The 24,541-nt window shown below is 63.5% G+C and carries 23 protein-coding genes; 9 read left to right on the forward strand and 14 right to left on the reverse strand.

Annotation, left to right across the window (positions count from 1 at the left end; genetic code table 11):
• Positions 1–2: 2 nt before the first annotated feature.
• Together B4F51_RS00455 and B4F51_RS00460 are read right to left on the reverse strand one after the other, a co-directional pair.
• Positions 3–782 carry an oxepin-CoA hydrolase, alternative type gene (locus B4F51_RS00455; protein WP_296223084.1) on the reverse strand — a complete coding sequence of 260 codons (780 nt, stop codon included), beginning with the start codon at positions 780–782 and terminating at the stop codon, positions 3–5.
• Between the two features lie 29 nt (positions 783–811).
• On the reverse strand, positions 812–2,320 hold the full coding sequence (locus B4F51_RS00460; protein WP_296223085.1) for a 3-hydroxyacyl-CoA dehydrogenase: 1,509 nt from the start codon (positions 2,318–2,320) through the stop codon (positions 812–814).
• Between the two features lie 110 nt (positions 2,321–2,430).
• On the opposite strand from B4F51_RS00460, the gene B4F51_RS00465 reads away from it, so the two are divergent.
• Complete coding sequence (locus B4F51_RS00465) at positions 2,431–3,084, forward strand: glutathione S-transferase (protein WP_296223088.1); 654 nt, start codon at positions 2,431–2,433, stop codon at positions 3,082–3,084.
• 15 nt (positions 3,085–3,099) lie between these two features.
• On the opposite strand, the gene B4F51_RS00470 is transcribed toward B4F51_RS00465, so the two are convergent.
• On the reverse strand, positions 3,100–4,272 hold the full coding sequence (locus B4F51_RS00470) for a pyridoxal phosphate-dependent aminotransferase (protein WP_296223089.1): 1,173 nt from the start codon (positions 4,270–4,272) through the stop codon (positions 3,100–3,102).
• A gap of 12 nt (positions 4,273–4,284) precedes the next feature.
• The gene (locus tag B4F51_RS00475) at positions 4,285–4,809 is read right to left on the reverse strand and encodes a putative toxin-antitoxin system toxin component, PIN family (RefSeq protein ID WP_296223090.1); all 525 of its coding nucleotides are present in this window, start codon (positions 4,807–4,809) and stop codon (positions 4,285–4,287) included.
• Positions 4,810–4,846: 37 nt separating this feature from the next.
• Between B4F51_RS00475 and yaaA the strand changes: the two genes are divergently transcribed.
• A complete protein-coding gene (gene yaaA, locus B4F51_RS00480; RefSeq protein ID WP_296223091.1) occupies positions 4,847–5,620 on the forward strand; it encodes a peroxide stress protein YaaA in 774 nt (257 codons plus the stop codon).
• A gap of 40 nt (positions 5,621–5,660) precedes the next feature.
• Positions 5,661–6,806 carry a M14 family metallopeptidase gene (locus tag B4F51_RS00485; RefSeq protein ID WP_296223092.1) on the forward strand — a complete coding sequence of 382 codons (1,146 nt, stop codon included), beginning with the start codon at positions 5,661–5,663 and terminating at the stop codon, positions 6,804–6,806.
• A gap of 67 nt (positions 6,807–6,873) precedes the next feature.
• Here the strand turns inward: B4F51_RS00485 and B4F51_RS00490 are convergent, their stop codons facing one another.
• The 10 genes from B4F51_RS00490 to B4F51_RS00535 form a co-directional block, all read right to left on the reverse strand.
• The gene (locus B4F51_RS00490; protein ID WP_296223093.1) at positions 6,874–7,707 is read right to left on the reverse strand and encodes a BspC domain-containing protein; all 834 of its coding nucleotides are present in this window, start codon (positions 7,705–7,707) and stop codon (positions 6,874–6,876) included.
• A gap of 135 nt (positions 7,708–7,842) precedes the next feature.
• Positions 7,843–9,429 (reverse strand): ABC transporter substrate-binding protein, encoded by a 1,587-nt coding sequence (locus B4F51_RS00495; protein ID WP_296223095.1) that lies wholly within the window; start codon positions 9,427–9,429, stop codon positions 7,843–7,845.
• Between the two features lie 169 nt (positions 9,430–9,598).
• The gene (locus B4F51_RS00500) at positions 9,599–10,810 is read right to left on the reverse strand and encodes a DUF2863 family protein (protein ID WP_296223096.1); all 1,212 of its coding nucleotides are present in this window, start codon (positions 10,808–10,810) and stop codon (positions 9,599–9,601) included.
• Between the two features lie 83 nt (positions 10,811–10,893).
• Positions 10,894–11,178: a hypothetical protein gene (locus tag B4F51_RS00505; RefSeq protein WP_296223098.1), complete on the reverse strand. Its 285-nt coding sequence runs from the start codon at positions 11,176–11,178 to the stop codon at positions 10,894–10,896.
• Between the two features lie 195 nt (positions 11,179–11,373).
• Positions 11,374–14,079 (reverse strand): aconitate hydratase AcnA, encoded by a 2,706-nt coding sequence (gene acnA, locus B4F51_RS00510; protein WP_296223100.1) that lies wholly within the window; start codon positions 14,077–14,079, stop codon positions 11,374–11,376.
• A 70-nt stretch (positions 14,080–14,149) separates the two neighbouring features.
• Complete coding sequence (locus B4F51_RS00515) at positions 14,150–15,601, reverse strand: bifunctional 2-methylcitrate dehydratase/aconitate hydratase (protein ID WP_296223102.1); 1,452 nt, start codon at positions 15,599–15,601, stop codon at positions 14,150–14,152.
• A gap of 26 nt (positions 15,602–15,627) precedes the next feature.
• Entirely contained in the window at positions 15,628–16,188 is a 561-nt protein-coding gene (locus B4F51_RS00520) for a hypothetical protein (protein ID WP_296223103.1), read from the reverse strand.
• A 249-nt stretch (positions 16,189–16,437) separates the two neighbouring features.
• The gene (gene prpB, locus B4F51_RS00525; protein WP_296223105.1) at positions 16,438–17,334 is read right to left on the reverse strand and encodes a methylisocitrate lyase; all 897 of its coding nucleotides are present in this window, start codon (positions 17,332–17,334) and stop codon (positions 16,438–16,440) included.
• Between the two features lie 25 nt (positions 17,335–17,359).
• Positions 17,360–18,340, reverse strand: coding sequence for an HpcH/HpaI aldolase/citrate lyase family protein (locus B4F51_RS00530; protein WP_296223107.1), 981 nt, complete (start codon positions 18,338–18,340; stop codon positions 17,360–17,362).
• Positions 18,341–18,451: 111 nt separating this feature from the next.
• Positions 18,452–19,441, reverse strand: a complete 990-nt coding sequence (locus B4F51_RS00535; protein ID WP_296223109.1) for a malate dehydrogenase — start codon at positions 19,439–19,441, stop codon at positions 18,452–18,454.
• Positions 19,442–19,805: 364 nt separating this feature from the next.
• Between B4F51_RS00535 and B4F51_RS00540 the strand changes: the two genes are divergently transcribed.
• The 6 genes from B4F51_RS00540 (at position 19,806) to B4F51_RS00565 (ending at position 24,525) form a co-directional block, all read left to right on the forward strand.
• Positions 19,806–20,618 carry a GntR family transcriptional regulator gene (locus B4F51_RS00540; RefSeq protein WP_296223110.1) on the forward strand — a complete coding sequence of 271 codons (813 nt, stop codon included), beginning with the start codon at positions 19,806–19,808 and terminating at the stop codon, positions 20,616–20,618.
• A 270-nt stretch (positions 20,619–20,888) separates the two neighbouring features.
• Positions 20,889–21,299, forward strand: a complete 411-nt coding sequence (sdhC, locus tag B4F51_RS00545) for a succinate dehydrogenase, cytochrome b556 subunit (protein ID WP_296223111.1) — start codon at positions 20,889–20,891, stop codon at positions 21,297–21,299.
• A gap of 10 nt (positions 21,300–21,309) precedes the next feature.
• The gene (sdhD, locus tag B4F51_RS00550; protein ID WP_296223112.1) at positions 21,310–21,675 is read left to right on the forward strand and encodes a succinate dehydrogenase, hydrophobic membrane anchor protein; all 366 of its coding nucleotides are present in this window, start codon (positions 21,310–21,312) and stop codon (positions 21,673–21,675) included.
• A 3-nt stretch (positions 21,676–21,678) separates the two neighbouring features.
• Complete coding sequence (gene sdhA / locus B4F51_RS00555; RefSeq protein ID WP_296223114.1) at positions 21,679–23,457, forward strand: succinate dehydrogenase flavoprotein subunit; 1,779 nt, start codon at positions 21,679–21,681, stop codon at positions 23,455–23,457.
• A 22-nt stretch (positions 23,458–23,479) separates the two neighbouring features.
• Positions 23,480–24,181 (forward strand): succinate dehydrogenase iron-sulfur subunit, encoded by a 702-nt coding sequence (locus B4F51_RS00560; protein ID WP_003264033.1) that lies wholly within the window; start codon positions 23,480–23,482, stop codon positions 24,179–24,181.
• 56 nt (positions 24,182–24,237) lie between these two features.
• On the forward strand, positions 24,238–24,525 hold the full coding sequence (locus tag B4F51_RS00565) for a succinate dehydrogenase assembly factor 2 (protein WP_296223132.1): 288 nt from the start codon (positions 24,238–24,240) through the stop codon (positions 24,523–24,525).
• Positions 24,526–24,541: the final 16 nt, after the last annotated feature.

The following is a 24,541-nucleotide window of genomic DNA, read 5'->3' on the forward strand; positions in this document are numbered from 1 at the left end:
GGTTAGCGATATGCGGGTTTTCGCTTCTGCAGGAAAGCCGAGATGCCTTCGTTGCCATCGGCGTGATGCAGCGCTTCGACAAAGCTGTGCTGCTCGGCCTTGAGGTGATCGTGCAGCGAGGCATCTTCCGCGTTTGTGATGAGGCCCTTGATGCGGCCCACTGCATGCGGCGATTGCGCGGCCAGTTTTTCTGCCAGCGCCAGCGCGGTGTCCAGCGCCTCGCCCGGCTTGACGATTTCGTTGATGAGGCCGAAGTGCGCCAGCCGCTCCGCGCCGACGGGTTTGCCCAGCATGATGATCTCGCTTGCCAGCGGGCGCGGCAGGAAGCGCGCGATGTGCCACGAGCCGCCGCCGTCGGGCGTGAGCGCCACGTTCACATACGCCATCACGAACTTCGCGTCCGATGCCGCCACCACAAAATCGCACGCCAGCACCAGCGAGAAGCCCGCGCCAGCCGCCGGACCTTCCACTGCCGCAATCACAGGCTTGGGGAAGGTGCGTATCGTTTCGATCCAGTGGTTGAGCGCATCGATACTTTGCTCCTGCACGCTCTTGGGCTTGCCGCGATTCTCCAGCAGGCGGTTCAGGTTGCCGCCGGCGCAGAAGGCGCCGTCAGCGCCGGTGAAGATGATGGCGCGGATCTCGTTGTCGTTGGCGGCGCGGTCCATGGCCTCCATCGACACGGTGTACATCACCGGGTCCAGCGCGTTGCGTGCGCCGGGGTTGGACAGCGTGAGCACCAGCGTCGAGCCGATGCGTTGGGAGAGCAGTTGCGCGGTCATGGCGGCCTCGTTAGGGTGAATGGCAGCGATCAGGCGTCGGGTGTCAGCAGCGACATGCCGAGGCGGGCACGGCGCAGCAACCACGGGCTCGGGCGGTAGCGCGGGTCGCCATACAGCGTATAGAGGTTCTGCAGCACCTCCAGCACGGCGTTCGTGCCCAGCGTATCGCCCAGCGCCAGCGGTCCTTTCGGATAACCGAGGCCCAGCGTGACGGCGAGGTCGATATCCGTGGGTGTGGCGATGTGCTGTTGCGCGATGTCGCAGGCGATGTTGACGATGCACGCGGCCATGCGCTGCGCGACAAAGCCGCCCGAATCGCGAATGACCGTCACCGGCACGCCATCGGAGGCGAGCAGGCCATGCGCGGCGTCGCAGTAGGCCGGGGCGGTGGCGGGTGTGGTCATCAGCGTGCGGCGCTTGGTGGCGGCAAACGGATAGAGCGTATCCAGCGCCACGGTGCGGCGTGCGTCCAGCCCTTCGGCGGCCACGCAGGCCGTGGCATCCAGCCCGCGCGGCGTAACGATGATCAGCGCGTCGGCGGACGGTCTGGAGCCTGCCTCGGGCGTAACGCCCAGATCGAGCAGCAGGCGTTGCGCGGCAGCATGACCCGCCTCGTGTGCGCGGCTGATCCAGACGGACGACGGGCGCGCGGTGGGTACAGGCGCCTCGGCCGGCACCTGTTTCTGCCCCTCGGGGTAGCGATAGAAGCCTTCGCCCGTCTTGCGGCCCAGGATGCCGCCCGCAAAGCGCACAGCGGTGATCTGCGACGGCCGATAGCGCGGCTCTTCATAGAACTGGCGGTAGACCGATTCCATCACCGGGTGCGAGACATCCAGCCCCGTCAGGTCCATCAACTCGAACGGGCCCATGCGGAAGCCCGCCTGCTCGCGCATGATGGCGTCGATGTCGGCAAACGTAGCCACGCTTTCCTGCGCCACCCGCAGGCCTTCGGTGTTCATGCCGCGTCCGGCATGGTTGACGATAAAGCCCGGCATGTCGATGCAGCGCACCGCAGTGTGGCCCATGCGCTTGGCCAGTGCGGCCAAGGCATCACCGGTGGCGGGCGCGCTGCGCAGGCCGTCGATCACTTCGACCACTTTCATTAGCGGCACCGGGTTGAAGAAGTGGAAGCCCGCTACGCGCTCGGGGTGCTTGCAGGTGGCGGCAATCGCCGTGATCGACAGCGAAGACGTGTTCGACGCCAGGATCGCATCCGCGCGGATGACGTCTTCAAGCTGGCAGAACAGGTCGCGCTTCACATCCAGCTTCTCGACGATGGCCTCGACGACGAGATCGCAATCGGCCAACTCCGTGAGCGCGGTGGCGGGGATCAGCCGGGCGACGGTGGCGTCGGCCTCGTCCGCGGTCAGCTTGCCTTTGGCTGCCAGCTTGGCAAGGGTGTCGGCCAGCGCACTCCGCGCCGCTTCCACCGCTTGCGGGTTGGCGTCGAACAGCTTGACGCGCAGGCCGGCCTGCGCCGCAATCTGCGCAATCCCGCGCCCCATGGCGCCGGTACCCACAATCCCGATAGTCTGCATAGGAATTCCGCTTCGGTCGAAAGAAGTCTGGCTAAAATAGCACGAGCGTGCGATTCCTGGCATCCGCGCCAACCATAACAGGCGGCCCTACCACCCAAGGAGATTGGTTCATGCTGACGCTATACGGTTTTTCCGCGAGCAACTACTACAACAAGGTCAAGCTCGCGCTGATGGAAAAGGGGATTCCGTTCGAGGAATCGCTGCGCTGGCCAGACCAGACCGACGGCGGCATCTCGCCGCTGCACAAGGTGCCGTATCTGGTGGGCGAAGATGGTGGCCTGTGCGAATCGCAAGTCATCATTGACTATCTGGAAGCGCGCTACCCGCAGCATCCGCTGATTCCGGTCGATCCGTTCAAGGCCGCCAAGGTGCGCGAGGTCGTGACCTTCCTGGAACTGCACCTGGAACTGGTGGCGCGCCAACTGTTTCCCGAGGCGTTCTTTGGCGGCAAGGTCAGCGACAACCTGAAGGTCAAGGTGCGCGAGCAACTGCAGAAGAACATCCCGGCGGCGGCCAAGCTGTTCAAGTTCGCGCCGTATGTGGCGGGCGACACGTTCACCATTGCGGATTGCGCGGCCATCGTGCACTTCCCGCTGATCAGTTCCGCCACCAAGATCATCTACGGCGAAGACATGCTTGCGCCGATCGAGGGCATCAAGCCATATCTCGCCAAGATGGCCGAGAACCCCAACGTGCAGAGGGTGCGTGCAGACAGCAAGGCGAACCTGGAGCAGATGCTGGCGCACTACGCCAGCAAGCGCTGACCTGCTGCTCCGGTCTTACACCTTCGACAAACGCTCCAACGCCAGTTGGAGCGTTTCGTCTTTCTTAGCGAAGCAGAAACGCACCACGCCTGATTCGTGCGGCTGCGAATAGAACGCTGACACTGGAATTGCCGCCACGCCAATCTCGCTCGTCAGCCACTTGGCGAACTCAGCCTCGGGCAGATCGGAGATGGCGCTGTAATCCACGCACTGGAAATACGTGCCCTGGCACGGCAGCAGCTTGAAGCGCGTTGTCTCCAGCCCCGCGCGGAACAGGTCGCGCTTGTGCTGGTAGAAGGCGGGCAAGTCCAGGTACGGGCGCGGATCGGCCATGTAGTTCGCCAGCCCGTGCTGCATCGGCGTGTTGACCGTGAACACGTTGAACTGGTGCACCTTGCGGAATTCCGCTGACAGCGCCGCAGGCGCGGCCACGTAGCCGACTTTCCAGCCCGTCACGTGGTACGTCTTGCCGAAGCTCGACACCACGAAGGCACGGCGCGCCAGCTCCGGAATGCGCGCAACCGACGCATGCGGCACGCCGTCGTACACCATGTGCTCATACACCTCGTCGGAGAGCAGCAGCACGTTGGTCGGCGCCAGTATCTCCGCCAGCTTCTGCATGTCGTCCGCATGCCAGACGGTGCCCGTCGGGTTGTGCGGCGTGTTGAGCATGATGAGGCGCGTGCGCGGCGTGATGGCGGCAGCCAGCTTGTCGAACGGGATGCGGTAGCCCGGCGCATCGAGCGTGATCGGCACGACCTTGCCGCCGGCCAGTTCGATTGACGGAATGTAGCTGTCGTACGTCGGCTCGAAGACGATCACTTCGTCGCCCGGATGCACGCAGCACAGCACGGTCGTCAGCAGCGCCTGCGTGGCGCCGGCGGTGATGGTGATTTCGCGGTCGGCGTCATACGTGTGGCCATAGAGCTTGCCGATCTTGGCGGCGATGGCCTGGCGCAGTGCGGGCACGCCGGTCATCGGCGGGTATTGATTGAAGCCCGCGCGCATGGCGTCCGATACCGCATCGACGATGCGCGGGTCGCAGTCGAAATCCGGAAAGCCTTGGCCCAGGTTGACGGCCTGCTTTTCCACGGCCAGCGCCGACATCACGGTGAAGATGGTGGTGCCGACATTCGGAAGCCGCGACGGCGGCGGTGCAATGGGCGCGAGCGATTCAGCGGTGGTCATGACAAGACGGCTTCAGGCTTGATTTGGGATTGCAGCAAGGGGCATGGTCTCCAACTGGACCAGCGTGACGAACTGCTTGGGCGGCAATACTGCCACGTCGCAATACTTGGCCATGCGGCGCTTGAGCTTGAGTACGGCGCGGTCCTTGGAGACGAGATAGGCGGCGTTGGCGGCATCGGCCAGCGCCAGGAATTTCTGATCGTCGCGATCCTTGCAGCGCGGTACGAAGGCCGCGCCATCTGCGCGCGGCGCTTCTTCGGGATCTGCGACCGAATGCGTCATGCGGTCGACCCACGCCAGCGCGGCTTTTGTATCCACGGCGCGGTGGGCGAATTGCGGATAGGCCAGCACGCGGCGCAGTTCTTCGCGGCATGCCGGGCTGATGATCGCGTGCAGACGGCCGGCCTCCAGCGCGGCGCGGATGGGGCGCGCGACAGCATCGTCGAAGATCAGGATGTCGACCCAGATGTTGGAGTCCAGCACCACGCGCGGGGCCGGAGCCTGTGTGGAGTGGGCGAGGGCGGCAGCGTCTGCCATTCGATACAATTCCAGACTTGTGAACCGCGATTCTGACATGATCATCGTCCTCTCGCCGGCCAAGTCGCTCGACTACGACACACCGCCGCGCACAAAGACCCACACGCTGCCCGATTTCATCGCGCGCTCCGCAGAACTCATTGACGTGCTCCGCAAGCTGTCGCCGGCCCAGATCGGCACGCTGATGCACATTTCCGACCCGCTGGCCGTGCTCAACGCTACCCGCTATGCGGACTGGTCGGCCGAATTCACGGCCGAGAACAGCAAGCAGGCCGCGCTAGCCTTCGATGGCGATGTCTACGGCGGGCTCGACGCCAATTCGCTGTCGACTGACGATCTGCAATTCGCGCAGAAGCATCTGCGGATTCTGTCGGGCCTGTACGGTGTGCTGCGCCCGCTCGACTGGATGCAGCCGTACCGCCTGGAGATGGGCACGCGCCTGGCCAACCCGCGCGGCAAGGATCTCTACACCTTCTGGGGCGACGATGTGACGCTCGCGCTCAATACGCTGTTCAAGCACGACGAAGACCCCGTGCTCGTCAATCTCGCGTCGGAAGAGTATTTCAAGGTGGTGCGCCCCAAGGTGCTCAAGGCGCGCATCGTCACGCCGGTCTTTGAAGACTGGAAGAACGGTCAGTACAAGATCATCTCGTTCTACGCCAAGCGGGCGCGCGGGCTGATGGCGCGCTACGCGATCGAACATCGCATCACCGATCCGCGCAAGCTCAAGGCGTTCGACGTGGATGGCTACGCGTTTGCCGCCGCCGACTCCGACGATGAGCGCTGGATCTTCCGCCGCAAGCTCGCCTGAACCGACTTTCGCTCTCTATCCGCTTCTGACAGGACCCGACATGACTGCCACCCAACCGCACATCTCCAGCACCTTCGATAGCGGCGCCATCGAAATCATCGATGCAGCGCGCGCCGATGCGATCCGCCTGCGCATCCGCCGTGACTCGCATGCGGACTTCACGCAGTGGTTCCACTTCCGCTTGCAGGGCGTGCTAGGGCAGGCGTGCAAGCTGGCGCTGGAAAACGCTGCTGAATGCACGTACGCGGCCGGCTGGAAGGACTATCAGGCCGTGGCTTCGTACGACCGCGAACACTGGTTTCGCGTGCCGACGCGCTATGACGGCAAGACGCTCACGATCGAGCTGACGCCCGAGCACGACAGCATCTGGTTCGCCTATTTCGAGCCGTATTCGGATGAGCGCCACCTGTCGCTGGTGGCCGCCGCGCAAACCTTGCCCGGCGTACGCACGCAGCGTCTCGGCAGCACGGTGCAGGGTCGCGACATGACGAGCATTACCGTCGGCGAGCCCGGGCCGGCCAAGAAGAACGTGTGGATCATCGCCCGCCAGCATCCGGGCGAGACGATGGCCGAATGGTTTGTCGAAGGGCTGCTCGCGCGCCTGACGCGCCAAGGTGTGTGGAGCGGTGACCCGCTCGGCCGCGTGCTGACAGAACGCGCCGTCTTCCACATCGTGCCCAATATGAATCCGGATGGTTCGTCGCTGGGCAATCTGCGTACCAACGCCGCCGGTGCCAACCTGAATCGCGAATGGATGGAGCCCGACGCCCAGCGCAGCCCCGAAGTGCTGTGCGTGCGCCAGGCCATCGAGCAGACCGGCGTCGACCTGTTCTTCGACATCCACGGTGATGAGGCGTTGCCCTACGTGTTTGTGGCGGGCAGCGAGATGCTGCCGGGCTTTACCGATGCGCAGCGCGCGGATCAGGACCGGTTCGTGGCGGCCTTCCTGCGTGCCTCGCCGGATTTCCAGACGCGGTACGGCTACGAGGCGAGCAAGTACAACGAAGACGCGCTCAAGCTGGCCTCCAAGTACATCGGCCACACCTATGGCTGCCTGTCGCTCACGCTGGAGATGCCCTTCAAGGACAATGCGGATTTGCCCGACGCACGCGTGGGCTGGGACGGCGCCCGTAGCGCCGCATTGGGCGCGGCAATGCTGCAGGCGATCCTGGAATATCTCGGCTGATCGAGACCATCTGCGCCGAAGCCATCAACGAAAACGCGCCGCCAAGGTTCTGGCGGCGCGTTTGCTTTTATTGGCCGGCGGTCGACTTCTTCGTCGTCTTTTTGGCGGTCGACTTGGCGGTGGATTTGCCCGTCGAAGTCGACTTGGTCTTGGCCGTGCCGCTGCCCTTGGCTGATTTCGCGGACTTGGCCGCGGCCTTGCCCTTGGCGGTGGTCTTGCCATGCGCGGCCGTTGTCGTGCAGCGGTGGCCGCGTCGGCAGTGCGTGCGGGCTGTTGTCGAAGGTGCGGCGGCAGGGCTCGCGAACGGCTGGCCGGTGGCGTCGAGCAGTTCGTACGCGAGCATCATGCCTTCGTCATAGCCGCAGCGGACTTTCACTGGCTCCCATTGGTCGCTGCCCGTGCCGCGCTTGTGCACGGCAGCGGTGAAGCTGACCACGCTCGATACTTTGACAGCGCCTTGCTTGCTGGATGAGAAGCGCGAGTCCCACGGCTCCACCTTGGCCTGTCCTTCGGACAGTGCGCCGGTCGGCAGGCGGAACTGGTCGAAGTTGGTGGAGCGCGGAATGATCCAACTCGCATGCGCGGCGCAATCGGCCACGTCGGGGCGGGCGTTTTCGGACTTGATCAGGCGGTCACGGGTTTGCGCGCGGTAGTCGGACAAGCTCATCTTGTCCTTGGGCGGCAGGTTGACCGTCGTGGTGCCGCTGGTGTCAGGCGAGCCGAAGACGATGGGCGGGTTGATCGGTGCGGGAGGCGTGGCCGGCGCGGCTTGCACCGCCTGGGGGTTCGACGTCGTGCGGCCGGTGGCCTGGGCCGACGCGTCGGTCGGTTGGGTCTCCAGATTGGAGCAGGCGGCCAGCAGGGCGACGACGCCGAGACAGAGTAGGTTGGGTCGCAACATCACGAGTGTTACAGAGTGTCGGCGTGGAAAAACGCCATGATAGAGGAAAGCCAAGGCCGAAAGTTCCTGCGGCTTTCCCCAATGCGGCGCCTGCGGCGATTTAGCTGTAACAGGGCGTTACGGCGAACGGTTTGCCTACTGCTTGGTGAACAGATGCGCCAGCGACCATTCGTCGGTGCGCGCCTGGTAGCGGATGCCCTTGCGCATTGCCCACGTGGCGAGCTGATGGTGCGATGGGATGATCGCGAAGTCGGTCTGCGCAAAGCGTGCGGCAGTCTTGGCGGCCTGCTCGTGGGCCTGCTCGCTCGACACCGTCGAGAGCGAGGTCTGCACCAGCTTGTCCAGTTCGGGGTTGCTGTACTTGCCCCAGTTCCAGGTGCCGTAGCCGGTCTGCGCGTTGGGCGTGCCAAGGATGCTGCGCAGCGCCACGTCCGCCGCCACCGAACCCCAGCCGAGCATCATGAACGAGAACTCGCCCTGACGCGCGCGCGAGAAGTACGCCGCCACCGGCAACGTCTCCACCTTGGTCTGAATACCAATGCGCGTGAGCAGTTGTGCGGTGGTCTGTGCGACCTGTGCGTCGTTCAGATAACGGTTGTTGGTGGCGTGCAGCGTCAGCCCGAAGCCGTCGGGGTAGCCTGCCTCGGCTAGCAGTTTCCTGGCGCGGTCCGGGTCGTACGGAATCAGTTTGCCCCCCGGGTGCCCGAAGATCTGCGGCGAGACAATGCTTGATGCCACCACGCCCTGGCCTTCGAGCACGCGCGAGACGATGGCATCGCGGTTGATGGCCAGCGCCACGGCTTCACGCACGCGGCGGTCCTTGAACGGGTTCTTTGCCAGCGGCTTGCCGGCCTTGTCGGTGATGAACGGCGATACATCGCGGTTCTGGTCCATCTGCCAGAAGATCGTGCGCCACGACACCTGCTGCTCCAGGTGGAACTTCGGGCTCTGCTTGATGCGCGGCACGTCCGCGGCGGGCACGGCTTCCACCACATCGACGTCGCCCGAGAGCAGTGCAGCCGTGCGCGCGGCGTTGTCGGTGATGATCTTGAAGGTGACCTTGTCCCACAGCGGCACGCGACCCCAATAGTTCGGGTTCTTCTTGAGCACGATTTCCTGACCGCGCGTGAAGTGGTCGAACAGGAACGGGCCTGTGCCGATCATGGCGCGGCCGGCATCGAAATCCGCCTGCGAGGCATCCGCCACCTTCTTGGGGATGATCGGCAGGCTGTTCAGATCGTTCGGGATGCTCGCGTAGTTCGGGATCGACACCTTTAGCCGCACCGTGAGCGGATCGACGATCTGCACCTCGGTGATCGATTTGGTGTAGCTGGTGAACGGGCCCGGGCTGTTGGTCAGGCGGGCAGGGCGCTCGATGGAGGCTTTCACGTCGTCGCCGGTGAAGGGCGTGCCGTCGCTCCACTTTATGTTCGGGCGCAGCTTGATCTCCCACGTGTTGGCGTCGATGGCCTTCCACGAGGTGGCCAGCCCCGGCGTGTAGCGGCCGTTTTTATCCAGGAAGACCAGCGACTCGAATATGTGCAGCGCCATGGCGTTGTTGGGACCGGCGTTGTTCCATTGCGGGTCCATCGATGTGACGTCGGCGGACAGGCCGATACGCAAGTCGTCGGCCAGCGCTGCCAGCGGTGCGGCCGCAGCGCCAGCCAGCGCGCAGGCGGCAAGGTTGCGGATCAGGGCGCGAATGAAGGGGTGACTGGCCATCGGAGGCTCCTCGGGTTCGGGCGGTGATGCCAAGTGGCGAGAGATCGTCATTGTGCCGCAGGGCGTCGTGGTGCGTGCGACGCAAACCGACAATCAATATGAATGATGGTGGAGCAACAAAAAAGCCACCCGAAGGCGGCTTGGCGATTCGCTTCATGCGTCCAGTGCGTCAGTGGAACAGCGGCTGTTGCGTCGGCGCGTCTTCCGGCATTTCGGCGTGGACGATCTCGGCCGAGCGGTCGGCATAGAGTGGGGCACCGCAGTCTTCGCAGTATTCCGGCTCGAAAAGCTGGCCGTGGCGGAAGATGTCTTCGATGCCGCACGCGCGCAGTTCGTCACAGATCTGCTCCAGCGGGCTGCCAGGCTCGCCTTCCGCGGCGACATCCGTGGCACCGCCATCGCGGCCGTAGACGGGCCAGACGATGCCGTAGATCAGGTCTTTCTCGCCGCGCACGGTGAAGGCCACCCGGTATTCCTCGATCTGCTCCTCGCCGAATGCGCCGATGATGGCGCCAAAGCGGTTGGCCGGCAGGTCCAGCGCGCCTTGCAGGTAGTTGACGGCGGCACGTACCGTCAGCGGGCGGATGCGCTTGTCGGATTCACGGCAGGACAGAAAGAAGGCGTCCGGCAGCAGGAGGTCGAACTCGCAGCCGGGCATCAGCGTGGAGATGGTCGGCGTGACCTGCTCGCGCCATTGCTCCAGACACGTGGTGCGCTCGGCGTGGTGCTCCTTGGAGTCTTCCTGCCAGCGGAACAGCGGCTGGCCGTGCTGGGCCACGACGATGGCGAGCAGGTAGCGCGGGTCGGCCAGGATGGGTGCGGTCTCGGGCATGTCGCGCAGTTCCACCTTGGGCGGCTGGCCCGACAGCGCATAGGCCGCCAGCTTGTGAGTGAGCGCGAAGGTGTCGGAATGCGTGCGCGGGAGTTGGTCGATGCTGTACAGGTATGGCGCGAGCGCCACGCGCGCATTGGAGGCCATCACGTGCGCCTGCAGATGCACCTGCAGCGTCTGCGCCAGCTCGGGTTTGATGGTGCCCGACGGAATCATGTAGCGCGTGTGCGCGAGGATGGGCGCCGCGATCAGCAGCGCGTCATATTCAATGTCGCCCGATGTCAGTACAGCCGATTCAGCCAGCGTCTCGGCCTGTTCGGCCAGCACGTCGGAGGCTTCCTCGTTGTGCTTGAAGAGGTGGTCGAGTGCGGCGTCGAGCGCGGTCTGGCTGCCGTTCTTCAGCAGCCGGGACAGCCGTTCGGACAGCCTTTGTTCCCAGTAGACGTCTTCGATGCGGCTGCCTGACGCATCAAGCGCCAGCGCATCGGCGACGAGCCGTTCTGCATCGGGGGAAAGACGTTGGGGAGCCTTGGAGCGGAATCCTGCCATGCTGTGCCGTACCGGTCGATTGGAAAGAAGGGGCGTTATTTTACCCTTGTACGCTGCTATGTGCCGCTTTGTCGGCGAAAGCCCTAAGGCTTGGTTGCGGGCGCCGAGGCTCCGGCCGCCACGGTGCTTGCCGCAGTCGGCGCCGATGCGGCTGCAGCAGGTTCCGATGCAGACGGCGCGCTAACAGGGGGCTGTGCTGTAGCTGCGGGTGGCGCGCTTGCGGCTATCGGCGGGGGCGGTGGGACGGGCGCAGCCGCGGTTGCTGCAGCGCTTGCCGCGGGTGCCTGGGCATCGGTATGCGGTGCCTTGAACAGGATGTAGAACACGGCGGCCGCCACGACGAGTAGGGCGAGTACCACTTGGGCCATGGGGGCAGACTCCTGCGGGTGCGTCAATCGGATGGCGGCCCGGATGGCGAGCGATGCTGCCACGCGGCCTAATCGGCACACTCTACCAAAGCCCGCGCATGGATTGGGGCATCGTTACGCTGTTTGACGCGGCAGGCAACAAAAAAGCCGGCTCCGAAGAGCCGGCTTCCGATCTGCTACAGAGCAGCAGGCAGCTTACGCGGCCAGCAACTGACGCAGCACGAACGGCAGGATACCGCCGTGCTTGTAGTAGTCGACTTCGATCGGCGTGTCGATGCGCAGCAGCACCTCCACCTGCTTGGTCTCGCCGTTGGCGCGCTTGATCACCAGGGTGACGTCCTGTTGCGGCTTGATTTCGCCTTCCAGTCCTTCGATGTCGAAGGTCTCGTCGCCCACGATGCCCAGCGATTGTGCCGAGTCGTTGCCCTTGAACTGCAGCGGCAGCACGCCCATGCCGACCAGGTTCGAGCGGTGAATACGCTCGAAGCTGCGTGCGATCACAGCCTTCACGCCCAGCAGTTGCGTGCCCTTGGCGGCCCAGTCGCGCGAGCTGCCCGTGCCGTACTCTTCGCCACCGAACACGACCGTCGGCGTGCCTTCGGCGATGTACTTCATGGCGGCGTCGTAGATCGACATTTGTTCGCCGCTCGGCTGGAACAGCGTTTCGCCGCCTTCCACGCGCGAACCATCGGCCTTGGCCGGGATCATCAGGTTCTTGATGCGCACGTTGGCGAACGTGCCGCGCATCATCACCTCATGGTTGCCGCGGCGCGACCCGTAACTGTTGAAGTCGGCCTTGAGCACGCCGTTGGCCAGCAGGTACTTGCCGGCGGGCGACGTTTCCTTGATTGAACCGGCCGGGGAGATGTGGTCGGTTGTCACGGAATCCCCAAACACGCCCAGCGCGCGTGCGCCCTTGACCGATGCCGAGGCAGCGGCCGGCGTCATGCCAAAGCCTTCGAAGAAGGGCGGCTCGGCAATGTAGGTCGACTTCGGCCAGTCGTAGACCTGACCCTTCGTGCCCTTGACGTTGGCCCACAGCTTGGACGGCTTCTTGACCTGTTCGTAGTTCGTGCGGAACGTGTCGGCGTTCATGGCGAACTTCATCAGCTTGGCGATTTCGTCCGAGGTCGGCCAGATGTCGCCCAGGTAGATGTCCTTGCCCTTCTTGCCCTTGCCGACCGGCTCGGTCATCAGGTCGCGCGTCACGTTGCCGGCGATCGCGTAAGCGACCACCAGCGGCGGGGAGGCCAGGAAGTTGGCGCGGATGTTCGGGTGGATACGTGCTTCGAAGTTGCGGTTGCCCGACAGCACGGCGGCAGCAACGATGTCGTTCTTCACGATGGCTTCGTTGAGTTCCGGCGTCAGGTCGCCGGCGTTGCCGATACACGTGGTGCAGCCATACGCCGTTACGCCAAAGCCCAGCTTCTCCAGGTACGGCAGAAGGCCGGCGGCTTCCAGGTACTTCGTCACCACGCGGCTTCCCGGGGCGAGCGAGGTCTTGATGTGCGGCGCGACCTCCAGGCCGGCTTCGACAGCCTTTTTAGCTAGCAGGCCTGCAGCCAGAAGCACGCTCGGGTTCGAGGTGTTCGTGCACGAGGTGATGGCTGCGATCAGCACGTCGCCGCTCTTCACGTCGACGCCGTTGGTGGTCGTGAAGGTCTTGTCGAGGTCTTCCGGTTTCTTGTTGAAACCGTTTTCCGCAACCGGCTTGGAGAACAGCAACGAGAACGTCGACTTCACGTTGCCGATTTCGATACGGTCTTGCGGACGCTTCGGGCCAGCCAGCGACGGGGCCACCGTGCCGAGGTCCAGGGTCAACGTCTTGGTGTAGTCGATTTCGCCGGCCTTCGGCACACCAAACAGCTTCTGCGCCTTGAAGTAGCTTTCGAACGCGGCGATTTCTTCCTTCGTGCGGCCGGTGCCCTTGAAGTAGTCGATGGTCTTGTCGTCCACCGGGAAGAAGCCCATCGTGGCGCCGTATTCCGGAGCCATGTTGCCGATGGTCGCGCGGTCCGGCAGCGACAGGCTGGCCGTGCCTTCGCCGAAGAACTCGACGAACTTGCCGACGACCTTTTCCTTGCGGAGCATTTCGGTGATGGTGAGCACCAGATCGGTAGCGGTCACGCCTTCGCGCAAACGGCCCTTCAGTTCCACGCCCACCACGTCCGGCGTCAGGAAGTACACCGGCTGGCCCAGCATGCCGGCTTCCGCCTCGATGCCGCCCACACCCCAGCCCACCACGCCGATACCGTTGATCATGGTGGTGTGGCTGTCGGTGCCGACCAGCGTATCCGGGTAGTACACGCCGCTCTTCTTATGGACGCCGCGTGCCAGGTATTCCAGGTTGACCTGGTGAACGATGCCGAAACCCGGCTGCACCACGCCGAACGTGTCGAATGCCTGCATGCCCCACTTCATGAACTGGTAGCGCTCGTTGTTGCGCGAAAATTCCAGTTGCATGTTCAGGTCCAGCGCCTTCTTCTCGCGGAAGTGGTCGATCTGCACCGAGTGATCCACCACCAGGTCGACCGGCACTAGCGGCTCGATCTTCTTGGGGTTCTTGCCCATGCGCTCGGCCACGTTGCGCATGGCGGCCAGGTCGGCCAGCAGCGGCACGCCGGTAAAGTCCTGCAGCACCACGCGCGCGACCACGAACGGGATTTCGTCAACGCGTTCGGCGTTCGGCTTCCAGTTGGCCAGTTGGGTGACGTGCTCTTCAGTCACCTTCTTGCCGTCGCAGTTGCGCAGCACCGATTCCAGCACGATCCGGATGGAAACAGGCAGGCGCTCGATCGCCACGCCCAGTTCCTTGCCCAGTTGCGGCAGGGAATGGAACTTGCCGGTCTGGCCGCCGTTGATCTTGAATTCCTTGAGTGTCTTTTTCAGGTTGTGGGGCATGGCATGACTCCAATGCTTGAGGATGCGCGGGGCACCGGGGCGCCCCTTGCGGATACGTCAAATCGACAGATCAAATCACGTACAAATCGACATACTCGTTGACCGGCATGGCTTCAAGCGCTTTCTGGTCGAGCGAGACATGCAGGATGGCCTCCTGCTGCTTGTCCGGAAACCGCCGGGCCAGGTTGGTCCGGAACTTCTCGACCAGCAGCGGCATGCCTTCCTTACGCCGCCGCTTGTGGCCGATCGGGTACTCCACCGCAACCTCTTTGAGCGCCTTACCATCCTTGAGCTGGACGGTGATCGCGTTGGCGATCGAGCGCTTCTCGGGGTCGTGGTAATCCTTGGTGAACTGCTTGTCTTCCACGCAGACGATCTTCTTACGCAGTGCATCAATGCGCGGGTCGCGCGCGACAGTGTCTTCGTAGTCTTCGGCCGTCAGGCGGCCGAAGATGAGCGGCACGGCGACCATGTACTGGATGCAATGGTCGCGGTCCGCCGGGTTGGCGAGCGGGCCTTGCTTGTCGATGATGCGGATCGCTGCTTCGTGCGTTCGGATCGTGATCTGCTCAATGTCGTCGGTGGTCTTGCCGGCGTTCGTAAGTGCCTTGTGCAGTGCCATGGCCGCCTCGGCGGCGGTCTGCGCATGGAACTCGGCCGGGAAGCTGATCTTGAACAGCACGTTTTCCATCACATACGTGCCGTACTTGCGTTGGAACGTGAACGGCTGGCCCTTGAAGGACACATCGTAGAAGCCCCAGTCCTTGGCGGTGAGGGCGGAGGGGTAGCCCATCTCGCCCGTCCTGGCGATCAGCGCCAGGCGCACGCCACGGCTGGTCGCATCGCCCGCTGCCCACGACTTGCGGCTGCCGGTATTCGGTGCATGGCGGTAGGTGCGCAGCGACTGGCCGTCGACCCACGCCAGCGAAACGGCGTTGATGATCTCTTCACGCGACAGCCCGAGCAATTGCCCGACCACCGCGGCGGTGGCGACCTTGACCAGCACGACGTGGTCCAGCCCCACCTTGTTGAATGCATTTTCGAGCGCGATGCAGCCCTGGATTTCGTGGGCCTTGATCATCGCGGTGAGCACGTCTTTCATCACGAGCGGCTTCTTGCCGCCGGCGATGTTCGTACGGGACAACCAGTCCGCCACGGCCAAAATGCCGCCGAGGTTGTCCGACGGATGGCCCCATTCGGCAGCCAGCCACGTGTCGTTGAAGTCCAGCCAGCGGATCATGGCGCCGATATTGAAGGCGGCCTGCACCGGATCGAGCTGGAATTGCGTGCCCGGGACCTTCGCGCCATTCGGCACGACGGTTCCCGGCACGATGGGCCCCAGAAGCTTGGTGCACGCCGGATACGACAGCGCCTCCAGCCCGCAGCCCAAGGTATCGAGCAGACAGTGGCGGGCCGTTTCATAGGCAGCCTTGCTGTCGACCTTGAACTTGGTCACATAGTCGACGATGTCGACGATGACCTTGTCGGGTCTCGGGCGGATGTTCGCAACCGGTGCGGACATGGGCGGGTTCCTGAGGGCCTCTTGCGTTACTGCTTGGCGGGTTGGGCGGTGGCGCCGGTGGCGTCCGGAGCGGGGGCCGGAGCCGGGGCAGCGTTGTCCTGCAACATCAGCGGCAGGCCAGCCGGAGCGCGCAGGGCGCCGGCCTGGGTCGGTGCTGGTGCGCCAGCGGCCATCTCGGCAGTCTGGCACTCGTCGGCCAGGCGGTGGCCTTCATTGCGGTCGAACAGCATGGCCTTGGCGGGGATGACCACCAGATCCATGCCAGTCTTCTGGTCGAAGTAGCGGTCGGCACCGGTGTGGGTCAACTGCCGCGGCAGTTGGTAGTTCTTGCCCTTCCAGTACATGGTGACGACCTGGTCGCGCGTCATGTTGCCCGCGATGTACAGCTCGTTGCCAAGCTCGCACTTCCACTGCACGCCTTCCGGCTTGACGGCGGCAACAGGCGCTGCTTTCTTGGTGGCTTTCTTCTTGGCCGGAGCCTTCTTCTTGGCGGCCGGCTTGGCGGTGGTCGTGGTCTGGGCTGTGGCGTATTGCGATGCGGCCAGCGAGAGAACGCCAGCGCAGGCGCCCACGATGAACTTATTCATAGGGTTTCCTTCGGTAAGACTGGATCGGGGGAGGCGACCGTCCCGGGCCGGAATTGCCGGGGTTTGGCGCACACCGGCCGGTATTTTGACTGATTTGTACGCCATGCCCAACGTTCTGTTACATGGCGATGCAACCACTCCCCCAAACGGGGGTGTCGCGCCAGGTGCAGAGTGGTTTTCAAGGAGGCCGTCTCGCGTTTCTCGTCTTCCGTTCTCCTGATCGGGGTTGATCGATTTCGATTGCCCGGCTCAACCGCGGTTCTGCGCGAACAGCGCGTCAAGCTTGGCTTCATAGTCGTGGTAGCCGATGCTGTCGTACAGTTCCATGCGCGTCTGCATGGTATCGACCACGTTCTTCTGCGTACCGTCGCGGCGGATGGCGGCGTAGACGTTCTCGGCGGCTTTGTTCATGGCGCGGAAGGCCGACAGCGGATACAGGATCATCGCCACGCCCGCCGATGCCAGCTCGTCGCGCGTGAACAGCGGCGTCTGGCCGAATTCCGTGATGTTGGCAAGCACCGGCACTTTTACTGCATCCACGAACTTGCGGTACATCGGCAGATCCGTCATTGCTTCGGGAAAGATTGCATCGGCGCCGGCTTCCACGCAGGCCACCGCACGCTCGATGGCGCGGTCAAGGCCTTCGACGGCCAGCGCGTCCGTGCGTGCCATCACGACAAAATTGGCGTCGGTGCGCGCATCGACGGCGGCCTTGATGCGGTCGACCATTTCGTCCCGGGAGACGATCTCCTTGTTGGGCCGATGGCCGCAGCGCTTGGCGCCGACCTGGTCTTCAATATGCATGGCCGCCGCGCCGAACTTGATGAGCGACTTGGTCGTGCGCGCCACGTTGAACGCCGAGGCGCCGAAACCGGTATCGACGTCCACCAGCAGCGGCACGTCGCACACGTCGGTGATGCGGCGCACGTCGGTCAGGACGTCATCCAGGCCCGAGATGCCGAGATCGGGCAGGCCCAGCGATCCCGCCGCTACGCCACCGCCCGATAGGTAGATCGCGCGATAGCCGGCACGCTTGGCCAGCAGCGCATGGTTGGCGTTGATGGTGCCTACGATCTGCAACGGCGATTCTTCCACCAGCGCCTGGCGGAAGCGGGCGCCTGCGCTGGCTTGGGTATTGGCGGTCATGGCGAATCTCCTCTCAAGGCGGCCTTTATGCGAAGAAGCGCGCTACAGCGTCCGCCGGAATCTCAACTCCGGTGGTGTGCGCGCGTTGCAGCACGGCCCACCAATAGCGATAGCTCGCACGGTCGTGCAGGCGACCCTCGTGCTGGATCGGGCCCCACGACGCGTCCTGTGCGGCCACAAGAATGGCGGCCGCCTTTGTCACTTCATTGTGCGACGGACGGAACGCGTCGACGATTGGTTCGATCTGGTCCGGGTGGATGCTCCACTTGCGCAGGTAGCCGAATGCGTTGCGGGCACGTGCGGCGTCAGCGCCAGCGCGGTCCGGGTGCTTGATGTCGGTGCTGACATTGTGCGACGGCACCTTGCCGTGCGCGTGGCACGCGGCGGAAATGTCGGTCAGCGCGCGGCGGATCAGCGGATGCTCGAACTGCTCCGGCGAGCCCATCGCCGAGCCGGGAATCGCACCGTTGTGCGCCGAGACGAAATCCATCAGCCCGAAGCTCAGGCATTCCACCTGCACCAGCGACGCAATGTCGAACACCTGTGCCAGCGCCCCGTGTGTCTCGATCAGCACGTGGATCGGCAGATGCCGGGCGATGCCGGCTGCACGCGCGGCCTGGTTGACGCGATCGGTTACGCGGGCGACTTCCACCACGTCGCGCACCTTGGGCACGGTCACGTATGCAAGGCGGCTACCGGCCTGGCCGACGAGGATGTCAACGTCCTGCGTCCAGGCGTCGTGGTTCGGGTCGTGGATGCGTACGCCGACGCGATTGAATCGGTTGTCGTCGCTGTTGATGAGTGTGGCCGCCAGTTCGGCGTGCGTTCGCTCCTGGCCGATGGCGGCGCCGTCCTCGCAGTCGAAGGTGATGTCGAAGACGGGGCCAAGCGCTTGTTGCAGGGCGAGCGACTTGCGCATCAGCTTTTCTGCGCCAGCATAGTGGTCGCAGACCGGCAGTTGGGCCGGAGCGGCATCGTCCTGGAACAAGACCTCGGTGGGGTGCACTGAGCGTTATCGGTTTGGGTGGCGCTTACTGCCCGGGCGCCGGAGTCTGGATGTAAAAAAACCGGAGGGTTCGCTGCCGATCCGCTCCGGTTTCTTGTCAGATCATGCGTTTCAGCCCAGCAGGTGCTTCACGCCATCTTGCTCTTCTTGCAGTTCCTTGAGCGTGATGTTGATCTTCTCGCGGCTATAGGCGTCGATCTCGAAGCCCTTGACCACTTCGTACTTGCCGTTGGCCGTCGTGACCGGGAAGCCGAACATCACGTCTTGCGGAATCTCGTAATCGCCGTTCGACGGAATGCCCATCGTCACGATCTTGCCGTTCGTGCCCAGTACCCAGTCACGCACGTGATCGATGGCGGCGTTGGCAGCCGAGGCAGCCGACGACAGGCCGCGTGCGTCGATGATGGCGGCACCGCGCTTGCCGACGGTCGGCAGGAACACATCGTTGTTCCACGCCGGGTCGTTGATCATGTCCTTGACGCTCTTGCCGTCGATGGTGGCGTAGCGGTAGTCGGCGTACATCGTCGGGCTGTGATTGCCCCACACGAACAGCTTCTCGATGCTGGCCACCGGCTTGCCGGTCTTGGCGGCGATCTGCGACAGGGCACGGTTGTGGTCCAGGCGCAGCATGGCGGTGAAGTTCTCGCGCGGCAGGTCCGGCGCCGACTTCATGGCGATGTAGGCGTTGGTGTTGGCCGGGTTGCCGACCACCAGCACCTTGACATTGCGCGAAGCGACGGCATTCAGGGCCTTGCCCTGTGCCGTGAAGATTTGCGCGTTGGCCGACAGCAGGTCCTTGCGCTCCATGCCCGGGCCGCGGGGGCGGGCGCCCACCAGCAGGGCCACATCGACGTCCTTGAAGGCAGTCATCGGGTCGGAGTGGGCTTCCATGCCGGCCAGCAGCGGGAAGGCGCAGTCTTCGATCTCCATCATCACGCCCTTGAGCGCCTTCTGGGCCTTCTCATCGGGGATTTCCAGCAGTTGCAGGATGACGGGCTGATCCTTGCCCAGCATTTCGCCCGCGGCGATGCGGAACAGCAGGGCGTAACCGATCTGTCCAGCAGCGCCGGTCACTGCGACGCGCATGGGTGCTTTTGCCATGAGAACTCTCCAAACGGTAGTGAAAAGCGGATCGCACTGCGCTGCACGCGCATCCTGGCGGGATGGCTGCACTGCCACGCAGGCATTGCCGGTAGCGGTCGCTTGCCGCATGGATCTCATGGGGCAGCCGGCTCGGGATCGGCAAGAGCCTCGCAGTTTACTGCGTCCGCATGACGAAGTGGAAACACCCTTATGCTTTGCTCGAAGGCCTGAGGCAGCCGGCGTGGAACCGCTCGTCCGGAACAGGCGCGAGTGTAGGTCCGGCCTAGGGCGAAGTCAATCAATCTTCTGTCTTATATAAGACATAAGACATTCTATAAACGGGCTGGACGCGTTTGTCGCTTTTGTGGTGAAATCGGCAGCTATGTCGAGTACATCCAGCCCTCTGTCCGCCGCTGTGCCGCCGTCTTCGGGCGGCGAGGCTGGCGCGTCGCCTCTGACTGCGGGGGTAGGGGGCGGCTCGCCCACATTCAGCCCGCTGTATCAGCAGATCAAGACGCTGATCCTGCAGAGCCTGCAGACCGGCGAATGGAAGCCTGGCGAGATGATCCCCAGCGAGATGGAGTTGGCGGCCCGCTACAAGGTCAGCCAGGGTACCGTGCGCAAGGCGATCGACGAGTTGGCAGGCGAGAATCTGGTCGCCCGACGCCAGGGCAAGGGCACGTTCGTCACCACGCATTACGAAGAGGGTGTGCAGTTCCGCTTCCTGCGCCTGATGCCGGAGCAGGGCGAGCAGCACTATCCGAGTAGCCGCGTGCTGGAGTGCAAGCGCATGCGGGCGCCCGCCGAGATCGCCCGCTTGCTGGAGTTGAAGGCCGGCGACAGCGTGGTGCAGATTCGCCGTGTGCTGTTCTTCTCGGGCGAGCCGACGGTGTTCGAGGAAATCTGGCTGCCCGGTGCCAGCTTCAAAGGGCTGACCGCCGAGAGGCTGACCGAATGGAAGGGGCCGATGTACGCGTTTTTTGAAACGGAATTCGGCGTACGCATGTTGCGTGCCACGGAACGCATTCGTGCGGTGGCGGCCGATGCGGCCACGGCCGAGTTGCTGTCGGTGCAGGCTGCATCGCCGCTGTTGTCGGTCGAGCGCGTGTCGCATACGTTCGGCGACAGGCCGGTTGAGTTGCGGCGTGGTTTGTACGTCACGACGCGGCATTACTACCAGAATGAGCTGAGTTGACGACGCGCCGCCGAGCTCCTGCCTGATGAGAATTCGGCAGATCCGCCGGCGTCTTGATTTGTGAGGCGCGCAACGGCGTATTGCGTGTCATGAAGACGATGTAAAGAGGACAATCGCCCACGCATCGCGCCACTGGCAGGCGAGGGCGGGAAGCACAAAAATGGAGCGCGGCGCGGGAAATTATTGGTGCGCTGCGCAACAAAAGCGCGCTAAAATCTCGCGGATTTGTGCAAAGCAGTTTTGTTTGTTGATTAGCCAATGGGGTCTGACATGGCAGAAGCCGTCAAGAAAGCCAGACCGGAATTCAGGAACATCGGTTTGGGCGATATCGCCCGCTACCGCTTGCCCTGGGCCGGTAAGGTGTCCATCCTGCATCGTGCCAGCGGTGCACTGATGTTCCTTCTTCTTCCGTTCGTGCTGTACTTGTTCGAACAAAGTCTCACGTCGGAAATCAGTTTCGCCAAGTTCACGGCGCTTTTGTCCAACGGTTTCGCCAAGGTTGTCGTTCTCGCGCTCATCTGGGCATATCTGCACCACTTTTGCGCCGGCATCCGCTATCTGCTCCTCGATCTGCATGTCGGTATCGACAAGGCCACCTCGGCCAAGTCGGCAACAAGCGTGCTGATCGTCAGCCTGCTGCTGACCGTCGTGTTCGGCGCCAAGCTGTTCGGCCTGTTCTGAGGAATCCGCAATGGCACAAAACAATATCGGTCCCAAGCGCCTTGTCGTCGGCGCGCACTATGGCCTGAAGGATTTTCTCGCGCAGCGCGTCACCGCCGTGATCATGGCGGTCTACACCGTCGTGCTGCTGGTCTCGTTCCTGCTCTCGAAAGACACTTCTTACCAAAGCTGGGCTGGCCTCTTCGCCAACCAGTGGATGAAGCTGCTGACGTTCCTGGCTTTCCTGTCGCTCACGTATCACGCCTGGATCGGCGTGCGTGACATCTGGATGGACTACGTGAAACCCGTGGCGGTGCGTTTGACGCTGCAAGTGTTGACGATTCTGTGGCTCGTCGGTTGTGCGGGCTACGCAGCTCAGATTCTCTGGAGGGTTTAAGACATGGTCGCAGTCAAGACGGGTCTGCCGCGTCGCAAGTTCGACGTCGTGATCGTCGGAGCAGGTGGTGCGGGCATGCGCGCATCGCTGCAACTCGCAGAAGCCGGCCTCTCGGTGGCCGTGCTCTCGAAGGTTTTCCCCACCCGCTCGCATACCGTGGCGGCGCAGGGTGGCATCGGTGCGTCGCTTGGCAACATGAGCGAAGACAACTGGCACTATCACTTCTACGACACCATCAAGGGCTCCGACTGGCTCGGCGACCAGGATGCGATCGAGTTCATGTGCCGCCAGGCGCCGAATGTGGTCTATGAACTGGAACACTTCGGTATGCCGTTCGACCGTAACGCCGACGGCACGATCTACCAGCGCCCGTTCGGCGGCCATACGTCGAACTACGGCGAGAAGCCTGTGCAACGTGCTTGCGCCGCCGCTGACCGTACCGGCCACGCGCTGCTGCATACGCTGTATCAGCGTAACGTGCGCGCCAAGACCCACTTCTTCGTCGAATGGATGGCGCTGGACCTGATCCGCGACCAGGACGGCGACGTGCTGGGCGTGACCGCGCTGGAAATGGAAACCGGCGAGGTCTACATCCTCGAAGCCAAGACGACGCTGTTCGCCACGGGCGGCGCTGGCCGGATCTACGCAGCCTCCACCAACGCCTTCATCAACACCGGTGACGGCCTGGGCATGGCAGCGCGCGCAGGCGTTCCGCTGGAAGACATGGAGTTCTGGCAGTTCCACCCGACCGGCGTGGCCGGCGCGGGCGTGCTGATCACGGAAGGCGTGCGCGGCGAAGGCGGCATCCTGCGTAATAAGGATGGCGAGCGCTTCATGGAACGCTATGCCCCGACGCTGAAGGATCTGGCACCGCGTGACTTCGTGTCGCGCTCGATGGACCAGGAAATCAAGGAAGGCCGCGGCTGCGGCCCGAACGGCGACTACGTGCTGCTCGATCTGACCCACGTCGGTGCCGAGACCATCATGAAGCGCCTGCCGTCCATCCGCGAGATCGGCCTGAAGTTCGCCAACGTGGACGCCATCAAGGAACCGATTCCGGTTGTGCCGACCATCCACTACCAGATGGGCGGTATCCCGACCAACTATCACGGTCAGGTCGTGGCACCGAAGAACGGCAACCCGAACGAAGTCATCAACGGCTTCTATGCAATTGGCGAATGCTCGTGCGTGTCGGTGCACGGCGCCAACCGTCTGGGCACGAACTCGCTGCTGGACCTCGTGGTGTTCGGTCGCTCGGCCGGCAACCACATCGTTGCGCAGAACCTGAAGAACCGCGAGCACAAGCCGTTGCCGGCTGACGCTGCTGACCGTGCGCTGTCCCGCCTGGCCAAGCTGGATTCGTCCAGCTCGGGCGAATACGCGCAGGACGTCGCCAACGACATCCGCCGCAATATGCAGTCGCACGCCGGCGTGTTCCGCACGCAGGCCCTGATGGACGAAGGCGTCCAGCGCATTCTGGAAGTGTCCGAGCGCGCCGCCAACATCCACCTGAAGGACAAATCCAAGGTGTTCAACACAGCGCGCATTGAAGCGCTGGAAGTGGCCAACCTGGTGGAAGTGGCGAAGGCAACGATGGTATCGGCTGCTGCCCGCAAGGAATCACGCGGTGCCCATGCACATAGCGACTTCCCGAACCGCGACGACGATAACTGGCTCAAGCACACGCTGTTCTACAGCGAAGGCAATCGCTTGGAATACAAGCCCGTGCAGATGAAGCCGCTGTCGGTGGAAAGCGTGCCGCCCAAAGCGCGCACGTTCTAACCGGAAAGAAGGACCCACAAAAATGAAGCGTATTTTTGAAGTCTATCGCTACGATCCGGACAAGGACGCAGCTCCCCGCATGCAGACCTACGAGGTCGAACTCGATGGGCATGAGCGCATGCTGCTCGACGCGCTGGTCAAGCTGAAGAAGCTGGACGAGTCGATCGCGTTCCGCCGCTCGTGCCGCGAAGGCGTGTGCGGTTCCGACGCCATGAACATCAACGGCAAGAACGGTCTGGCCTGCCTGACCAACATGCGCGAGCTGCCCGAGAAGATCGTGCTGCGTCCGCTGCCGGGGCTGCCCGTGGTGCGCGACCTGATCGTCGATATGACGCAGTTCTTCAACCAGTACCACTCGATCAAGCCGTTCCTGATCAACGACGAGCCGCCGCCCGAGAAGGAGCGTCTGCAATCGCCGGAAGAGCGCGAAGAGCTTGATGGCTTGTACGAGTGCATTCTGTGCGCAAGCTGCTCGACGTCGTGCCCGTCGTTCTGGTGGAACCCGGACAAGTTCGTCGGCCCGGCAGGTCTGCTGCAGGCCTATCGTTTTATCGCCGACAGCCGCGACCAGGCGACCAGCGAGCGTCTCGATAACCTCGAAGATCCGTACCGCCTGTTCCGCTGCCACACCATCATGAACTGCGTCGATGTGTGCCCGAAGGGCCTGAACCCGACCAAGGCCATCGGCAAGATCAAGGAACTGATGGTGCGCCGCGCGGTGTAAATCGCGAAGCACCCAGCGTCGCCGGAGCAGTTTTCCGGCGACGCGACTTTTAGAGCATGACCGCTGTGAATACTCCGACGTTCTCCCATCAGTCCGATCCGCACAAGCGCGCACGTCTGCGCTGGCGAGCTCGGCGTGGCCTGCTGGAGAACGACATCATCGTCGAGCGTTTCTTCAACCGCTACGAGACGGAACTGTCGGATGACGACGTTGCCGCACTCACGCAGTTGTTCGAGTTGCCCGACAACGACCTGATGGATCTCCTGCTCGCACGCAAGGAGCCCGAGGGCGAACTCGACGTGCCGCAAGTCCAGCACGTCCTGACCTTGCTGCGCTCGGTCTAGCACCGGCGCGCGAGAG

Origin of the sequence: Ralstonia sp. UBA689 (genome assembly GCF_002298975.1) — a bacterium.
GTDB lineage: Bacteria > Pseudomonadota > Gammaproteobacteria > Burkholderiales > Burkholderiaceae > Ralstonia.

Bases quoted from the DNA above. Each gene is read 5' to 3' on its own strand.
- B4F51_RS00560 (WP_003264033.1), top strand. From the start codon at position 23,480: ATGAAGCGTATTTTTGAAGTCTATCGCTACGATCCGGACAAGGACGCA.
- B4F51_RS00540 (WP_296223110.1), top strand. From the start codon at position 19,806: ATGTCGAGTACATCCAGCCCTCTGTCCGCCGCTGTGCCGCCGTCTTCG.
- acnA (WP_296223100.1), bottom strand. From the start codon at position 14,079: ATGCCCCACAACCTGAAAAAGACACTCAAGGAATTCAAGATCAACGGC.
- B4F51_RS00470 (WP_296223089.1), bottom strand. From the start codon at position 4,272: ATGACCACCGCTGAATCGCTCGCGCCCATTGCACCGCCGCCGTCGCGG.
- B4F51_RS00565 (WP_296223132.1), top strand. From the start codon at position 24,238: ATGACCGCTGTGAATACTCCGACGTTCTCCCATCAGTCCGATCCGCAC.
- B4F51_RS00535 (WP_296223109.1), bottom strand. From the start codon at position 19,441: ATGGCAAAAGCACCCATGCGCGTCGCAGTGACCGGCGCTGCTGGACAG.
- B4F51_RS00475 (WP_296223090.1), bottom strand. From the start codon at position 4,809: ATGGCAGACGCTGCCGCCCTCGCCCACTCCACACAGGCTCCGGCCCCG.
- sdhC (WP_296223111.1), top strand. From the start codon at position 20,889: ATGGCAGAAGCCGTCAAGAAAGCCAGACCGGAATTCAGGAACATCGGT.
- B4F51_RS00505 (WP_296223098.1), bottom strand. From the start codon at position 11,178: ATGGCCCAAGTGGTACTCGCCCTACTCGTCGTGGCGGCCGCCGTGTTC.
- sdhD (WP_296223112.1), top strand. From the start codon at position 21,310: ATGGCACAAAACAATATCGGTCCCAAGCGCCTTGTCGTCGGCGCGCAC.
- B4F51_RS00455 (WP_296223084.1), bottom strand. From the start codon at position 782: ATGACCGCGCAACTGCTCTCCCAACGCATCGGCTCGACGCTGGTGCTC.
- prpB (WP_296223105.1), bottom strand. From the start codon at position 17,334: ATGACCGCCAATACCCAAGCCAGCGCAGGCGCCCGCTTCCGCCAGGCG.
- B4F51_RS00520 (WP_296223103.1), bottom strand. From the start codon at position 16,188: ATGAATAAGTTCATCGTGGGCGCCTGCGCTGGCGTTCTCTCGCTGGCC.
- yaaA (WP_296223091.1), top strand. From the start codon at position 4,847: ATGATCATCGTCCTCTCGCCGGCCAAGTCGCTCGACTACGACACACCG.
- B4F51_RS00460 (WP_296223085.1), bottom strand. From the start codon at position 2,320: ATGCAGACTATCGGGATTGTGGGTACCGGCGCCATGGGGCGCGGGATT.
- B4F51_RS00500 (WP_296223096.1), bottom strand. From the start codon at position 10,810: ATGGCAGGATTCCGCTCCAAGGCTCCCCAACGTCTTTCCCCCGATGCA.
- B4F51_RS00490 (WP_296223093.1), bottom strand. From the start codon at position 7,707: ATGTTGCGACCCAACCTACTCTGTCTCGGCGTCGTCGCCCTGCTGGCC.
- B4F51_RS00515 (WP_296223102.1), bottom strand. From the start codon at position 15,601: ATGTCCGCACCGGTTGCGAACATCCGCCCGAGACCCGACAAGGTCATC.
- B4F51_RS00495 (WP_296223095.1), bottom strand. From the start codon at position 9,429: ATGGCCAGTCACCCCTTCATTCGCGCCCTGATCCGCAACCTTGCCGCC.
- B4F51_RS00485 (WP_296223092.1), top strand. From the start codon at position 5,661: ATGACTGCCACCCAACCGCACATCTCCAGCACCTTCGATAGCGGCGCC.
- B4F51_RS00465 (WP_296223088.1), top strand. From the start codon at position 2,431: ATGCTGACGCTATACGGTTTTTCCGCGAGCAACTACTACAACAAGGTC.
- sdhA (WP_296223114.1), top strand. From the start codon at position 21,679: ATGGTCGCAGTCAAGACGGGTCTGCCGCGTCGCAAGTTCGACGTCGTG.